Source organism: Breznakia sp. PF5-3 (genome assembly GCF_029504745.1).
In the GTDB taxonomy this organism is placed as follows: Bacteria; Bacillota_I; Bacilli_A; order Erysipelotrichales; family Erysipelotrichaceae; genus Breznakia.
Genome location: NZ_JAQFIQ010000006.1, coordinates 62,305 through 68,510, shown reverse-complemented (window position 1 = coordinate 68,510; position 6,206 = coordinate 62,305). Strand labels below are relative to the sequence as shown.

At 33.1% G+C, this 6,206-nt stretch carries 8 protein-coding genes; 7 read left to right on the top strand and 1 reads right to left on the bottom strand.

The window, feature by feature from the left end; all coding sequences use genetic code 11:
• Together M2475_RS02685 and M2475_RS02680 are read left to right on the top strand one after the other, a co-directional pair.
• The coding region (locus M2475_RS02685) for an IS3 family transposase (RefSeq protein ID WP_277489424.1) at positions 1–155 on the top strand (155 nt) is incomplete at its 5' end.
• 143 nt (positions 156–298) lie between these two features.
• Positions 299–586, top strand: coding sequence for a hypothetical protein (locus tag M2475_RS02680; protein ID WP_277489421.1), 288 nt, complete (start codon positions 299–301; stop codon positions 584–586).
• Positions 587–594: 8 nt separating this feature from the next.
• Here the strand turns inward: M2475_RS02680 and M2475_RS02675 are convergent, their stop codons facing one another.
• Complete coding sequence (locus M2475_RS02675) at positions 595–1,371, bottom strand: MerR family transcriptional regulator (protein WP_277489420.1); 777 nt, start codon at positions 1,369–1,371, stop codon at positions 595–597.
• 89 nt (positions 1,372–1,460) lie between these two features.
• Here M2475_RS02675 and M2475_RS02670 point away from each other — a divergent pair, with 89 nt between their 5' ends.
• The 5 genes from M2475_RS02670 (at position 1,461) to M2475_RS02650 (ending at position 6,100) form a co-directional block, all read left to right on the top strand.
• The gene (locus M2475_RS02670; RefSeq protein ID WP_277489419.1) at positions 1,461–2,183 is read left to right on the top strand and encodes a glucosamine-6-phosphate deaminase; all 723 of its coding nucleotides are present in this window, start codon (positions 1,461–1,463) and stop codon (positions 2,181–2,183) included.
• A gap of 9 nt (positions 2,184–2,192) precedes the next feature.
• Positions 2,193–2,921, top strand: a complete 729-nt coding sequence (locus M2475_RS02665; RefSeq protein WP_277489417.1) for a glucosamine-6-phosphate deaminase — start codon at positions 2,193–2,195, stop codon at positions 2,919–2,921.
• A gap of 103 nt (positions 2,922–3,024) precedes the next feature.
• A complete protein-coding gene (locus tag M2475_RS02660; RefSeq protein ID WP_277489416.1) occupies positions 3,025–4,878 on the top strand; it encodes a YgiQ family radical SAM protein in 1,854 nt (617 codons plus the stop codon).
• An 18-nt stretch (positions 4,879–4,896) separates the two neighbouring features.
• Positions 4,897–5,664 (top strand): threonine/serine exporter family protein, encoded by a 768-nt coding sequence (locus tag M2475_RS02655; RefSeq protein WP_277489415.1) that lies wholly within the window; start codon positions 4,897–4,899, stop codon positions 5,662–5,664.
• Between the two features lies 1 nt (position 5,665).
• Complete coding sequence (locus M2475_RS02650) at positions 5,666–6,100, top strand: threonine/serine exporter family protein (protein ID WP_277489413.1); 435 nt, start codon at positions 5,666–5,668, stop codon at positions 6,098–6,100.
• Positions 6,101–6,206 lie beyond the last annotated feature (106 nt).

The window sequence follows — 6,206 nt, the reverse complement described above, 5'->3', positions numbered from 1 at the left end:
ATATTGGTGACGAGTATACGTTTAAAACAAAAAAATCGCTAGAGGAAGCGATTCGTGGCTATATAGATTTTTACAACAACAAAAGAGGTAAGCACAAACTAAAAGGATTATCCCCTGTAGCATACAGAGAACAATCCTCAAGTTTAAGCGCTTAAATAATAACGTGTCCAACTTTATGGGTTCACATCAAAATAGTAGGTCTTTTTTTAGTTAAATTTTGATTTTAATACTTTGACCTTATAAGTTCAATATGGTACATTGGACTTAGGAAGATAAGACGCTAAGGAGGAATTGACTTATGAGTGAAAAAGACTTTAATGAATTACTAGAAGAAAAGGTTGAAAGATTAGAAAACGCAGTAGAAAAAGCTGCGGATAAAGTAGACACAGTAATCACAAGTGTCGAAGATACAAATAAGGAAACTTTGGTAAAAATTGGAACCATGGCTGTGGGTGCTAGTCTTATGGCAACCTATGTACCACTGCGAAAAAAGCATCCTATTTTAGCGAAAACTAGTTTCTTAATTGGGGCAACAGCAGTGGGGATTGGTGCAATTCAATTGCTTAATGAATATATCAAAGAGTAGTCACTTGACTACTCTTTTTTTAAACGATGATAAATAGCATACTTTTGTTTGTGATCATTATTTAATTCTGATAATGGTTCAATAAAGAAGTCTAGTCCTTGTGTGCCAGCTTTTTTAGATAATTCCTCAATCGCAACATTGATATTATCACAGGTTGTATATATACAATAATATTGACTGGCAGGAATTTCTTTTTTGTTATTTTGCTTTATTTGATCAGTTGTTTTGAAGATTAAAGATTGTTGTGTAAGATTTGCTGTTGGAAGATAGATATAGGGGATAAAGCCACGAGATAACTTATAGTTGTCAGTGACTTTTTTTATATCAGTTAGTCGGATTAAAAATTCATCGTCATTTAAAGATATAAAATTGTGAATCTTTGAAGGGATTGTTACCATAAAAAAACTATTATATGCACAAATGTTGATTTCATCAGCTACAGGAATATGATTTAATCCACGTTTATAATTGTTTAAAATATCTTTTTTACGGTGTATTTTTCTTTCTTTTTCATCTAAAATCATCATTTTTTTATCTAATAAAGTTTCAAAGTTTTGATTGTTATCTTGAAGTAAAAGTTTAATTTCATGAAGGGAAAATCCTATATATTGTAAAGATTGAATCTTTTCAAGAAGCCTTGATTGAGATTTTTCATAATAGCGATATTTACTTGTTTCATCGATATAAACAGGTGAAAAGAGACCAATGTTATCATAATAGCGAAGTCGTTGAATGGTTAGATTATTGAGTTTTGCCATTTCACCAATAGAAATAAGATTTTTCATGTATTCACCTCAGTTCTATTATACTACAAATTTTATTTGACTCTATAGTGACTATAGAGTTTATAATAAAAAAATAATAGGAGGTTTTTATGAGGATAATTATTGAAAAAGATTATGAACAAATGAGTAAAACAGTAATGCATTTATTACTAGCAGAGATGTATAAAGATAAAGCTGTACATCTTGCAATTACGGCAGGCTCAACACCAAAACGTATGTATGAATTGTTAAGTGAAGAAATTTGTAATAAGAAAGCGTTTGATAATGTAACATACTATAATTTTGATGAAATTCCATTTAAGAAAAGTGGTGGTTATGGTGTAACAATATCAAATTTGAAGAAAGCATATTTTGATCCAGCAGGTATTTCAATGGATCAGGTGCATGTGTTAGATTTAAGCAATTATGAGCAACATGATGATCATTTAGAAGCTATTGGAGGCTTAGATGCTATTTTTATGGGTATTGGAGCAGATGGACATTTCTGTGGGAATATGCCAGGTTTCACAAAGTTTGAGAATAAAACGGTTGAAATAGAGATTCCTGCTGATATGAAACAAGCATTGGTTGGTGAAGTAGGAGGAGATATTGATGAAGTTCCAGATTCGTTTGTAACGATGGGACCAAGAAGTGTAATGTCTTCAAAGGCGCCAGTGATGTTTGCTAATGGAAAGGGAAAAGCAGCTATTATCAAAAAGGCGTTCTTTGAACCAGTAAGCGAAAATGTACCATCATCAATTTTCCAATTGCACCCGAATTTTACACTTGTATTGGATGAAGAAGCAGCAAGTGAAATTAAAGATTTAGTATAGGAGGTTTTTATGAGAATTATTATTGAAAAAGATTATGAGCAAATGAGTAAAACGGTAATGCATTTATTACTAGCAGAGATGTATAAAGATAAAGCTGTACATCTTGCCATTACTGCAGGTTCGACACCAAAGCGTCTATATGAGTTATTAAGCGAAGAAATCCGTAATAAAAAAGCGTTTGATAATGTAACATATTATAATTTTGACGAAATTCCATATGCAAAACGTGGAGGATATGGTGTAACGATTGAGAATCTAAAGAAAATGTATTTTGATCCTGCAGGTATTTCAATGGATCAAGTACATGTGTTAGATGAAAACAATTATAAATCACATGATGATTACTTAGCCAATGTAGGAGGCTTAGATGCTTTTTTCATGGGAATTGGAGCAGATGGTCATTTCTGTGGGAATTTACCAGGAACAACGAAATTTGGTGATCGAACATCTTCGGTAGCTATTGATGTTTATCCTGAGATGTATGATATCATCAAAGGTGAAGTAGGTGGAAAAGATGAAGAGGTACCAACTTTCTATGTGACAATGGGTCCAAGAAGTGTAATGGATGTTAAAGCACCAGTGATGTTTGCTAGTGGGAAAGGGAAAGCAGCTATTATTAAAAAAGCTTTCTTTGAACCAGTAAGCGAAAATGTACCATCATCAATTTTTCAATTACACCCGAATTTTACACTTGTATTGGATGAAGAAGCAGCAAGTGAAATTAAAGATTTATACTAAAGAGCCTGTGAAAACAGGTTTTTTTATTTTTATTTATAAATAATAAAAAAGCACATAAATTTATAGTATAATGTAGTATGGAAATAAAGCAGGTGGTAGTGATATGAATGAATTTTTACCGGTTACAAAAGAAGAAATGTTAGAACGTGGTTGGGAACAACCCGATTTTGTATATGTGTGTGGGGATGCTTATGTTGATCATCCTTCTTTTGGTGCAGCTATTATCTGTCGAACGTTGGAAAGTCATGGCTATAAAGTTTGCTTTTTAGCACAACCAAATTGGCGGGATGTGAAAGATTTTCAACGTTTTGGAAAACCTAGATTAGGATTTATGATTTCTTCAGGAAATATTGATTCTATGGTAAATCATTATACAGTGAGTAAACGCAAGCGAAAAAAGGATAGTTATACACCAAATGGAGAGAGTGGAAAGCGACCTGATCGAGCAGTAATTGTATATTCGCAGATGGCACGACAGGCATATCCGGATGCGAATATTATCCTTGGAGGAATTGAAGCGAGTTTAAGAAGACTTGCTCATTATGATTATTGGGATAATAAAGTTAGAAAATCAATTGTTATTGATGCCAATGCAGATTTGTTGATGTATGGAATGGGAGAAAACAGTGTTATTGAAGTTGCAGATGCATTAAATAGTGGAATTGATATCAAAGATTTAACATATTTAGATGGAACAGTATTTAAAACGAAAGATCCTTCATTGGCTTTTGAACCTGTTTTCTTACCAACTTATGAGGAAATTGTACGATCAAAAGAAATGTATGCAAAATCATTTCACACTCAATACTTAAATACGGATCATGTTAAAGCAAAAACATTAGTGGAGGCATATCAAGGGTGGTATGTTGTACAAAATCGTCCTAATCGTCCACTTACACAAAATGAATTTGATCGGGCTTACGCACTTCCATATACGCGTAATTATCATCCTATGTATAAAGCTATCGGTCATGTTCCAGCAATCGATGAAGTTAAGTTTTCTTTGATTTCAAATCGTGGATGTTATGGAGCATGTAATTTTTGTGCATTGACATTTCATCAAGGAAGAGTAATTCAAGCAAGATCACATGAATCAATTGTAGCAGAAGCTAAAAAAATGGTTTGGGATCCAGAGTTTAAAGGATATATTCATGATGTAGGAGGGCCTACAGCAAACTTTAGAGAGCCTTCTTGTGAGCAACAGATTGAACATGGGGTTTGTAAAGAAAAACAATGTTTATGGCCTAAACCTTGTAATAATTTGAAAGTGTCACATAAAGATTATTTACAGCTCTTGCAAAAGCTTAGGGAATTACCAAATGTGAAGAAAGTTTTTGTACGCAGTGGAATACGCTATGATTATCTGATGTATGATAGAGATGATCGCTTTTTTAGGGAACTTGCTCAACACCATATTAGTGGGCAATTGAAAGTAGCACCTGAACATATAAGTAATAAAGTATTAGATAAGATGGGAAAACCCCATAAAGAGTTATATCAAGAATTTGTTTCAAAGTATTATCGCTTAAATGATGAATATCATAAGAATCAATATTTAGTACCGTATCTTATGTCATCTCATCCAGGGAGTGATTTACATGCGGCAATTGAATTGGCAGAATACTTAAGAGATATTTATCATCAACCAGAGCAGGTACAGGATTTTTATCCTACACCTGGAACATTATCAACTGCTATGTATTATACAGGAATAGATCCTAGAGATAAAAAGTCTGTTTATGTCCCAAAGACATCCAAAGAAAAAGCAATGCAACGAGCATTGATTCAATATCGTAATCCTAAAAATTATGATTTGGTTTATGAAGCGTTAACACTTGCTAAGCGAGATGATTTGATTGGACAAGGAAAGAAGTGTTTAATTAAAGATCGCTCTCATCATTATGAACGTGGTAATAAAAGGTTTGGTAATGATTATAGACGACAAAAACGAAAGTAATAGATTATAGAGGTAGTTATGAAACCAGATGTTGTATTAAAAGCAGGCACCTTAGCAGGTAAAATATTGTTGGAGAGTGGTGCTGAAACAATTCGTGTAGAAGAAACAGTTACTCGTATTTGCGAGGCTTTTCTTGTTGTTGATGCGAATGCCTTTGCAACACCTACAGGATTATTCGTTTCTTTTGATTATGAGGATGAAACATATTCAAAAGTATTACGAATTAAAGGAAGTGGCATTAATTTGGAGAAAATCAATTCAGTGAATGATGTATCTCGAAAATGTAATGAAAAACTTATCAATGAGATAGAAGCTTATGATAAGCTGAAAATAATTGCTCAATATCAAGGATATTCATCAAATATAAAATTAATAGCTTCTGGCTTTGCAGCCTTGTTTTTTACCTTGTTTTTTGGTGGTAGCTTTTTTGATGGTTGTAGCGCTTTTTTGATTGGTGTAAGTGTTCAGTATATAGGAGCATCTATGGAACGTAAAAACATTAATGCAATTGTAAAGATAATGATATTATCAGCGATGCTTACTTGTTTAACACTAATTATGACATATATAGGACTTGTTGATTCAAAAGATAAAGTTATTATTGGTAGTTTAATGTTACTAGTTCCAGGCGTTGCTATTACCAATGCTGTTAGAGATTCTATTTCTGGTGATTTACTGTCAGGAGCTACCAGAGCGATTGAAGCCTTCCTAATAGCAATTGCTTTGGCGTTAGGAGCTGGTGTTGTATTGAGTTTATGGATGTTGTATATCGGAGGTGGTGTGTAGGATGATTGGGAAAGTAATCTGCGCCTTCATGGCATCTTTGTTTTTTGGCGTTTTATTCAATGTGAAAAAGGACAATCTCATTTTTGCAGGTTTTGGTGGAGCGATTGGATGTTTTGTGTTTGAAGTCATAACGATGATAGGCTGGGGGAATAATCTATCTATATTTATGGCAGCGATAGCATTTGCGTCTTATTCAGAAGTAATTGCTCGAATTCGTAAGACAACCGTGACTACGTTTGCATTAAGTGCCTTAATTCCACTTGTTCCTGGAAATGGAATGTACTTGACAATGTTATCCATAGTAAATGATGATTTACAGGCTGCCTTAGATATTGGATTGGATACGTTAAGCAGTGCAGGACTTTTAGCATTAGGTATATTATTTGTGTCAACTTTTGCAAAACTCATCAAAAAACCAATCCCTAAAGAAGCATAAAAAGAAATGGTTCAAAACGTTTACAAAAGACGAAGAACATTTCTTTTTTTTGTTTCATTAAAATGAAAAATTAAATGATTATTTTTTCATTTTAATTAATTAAATA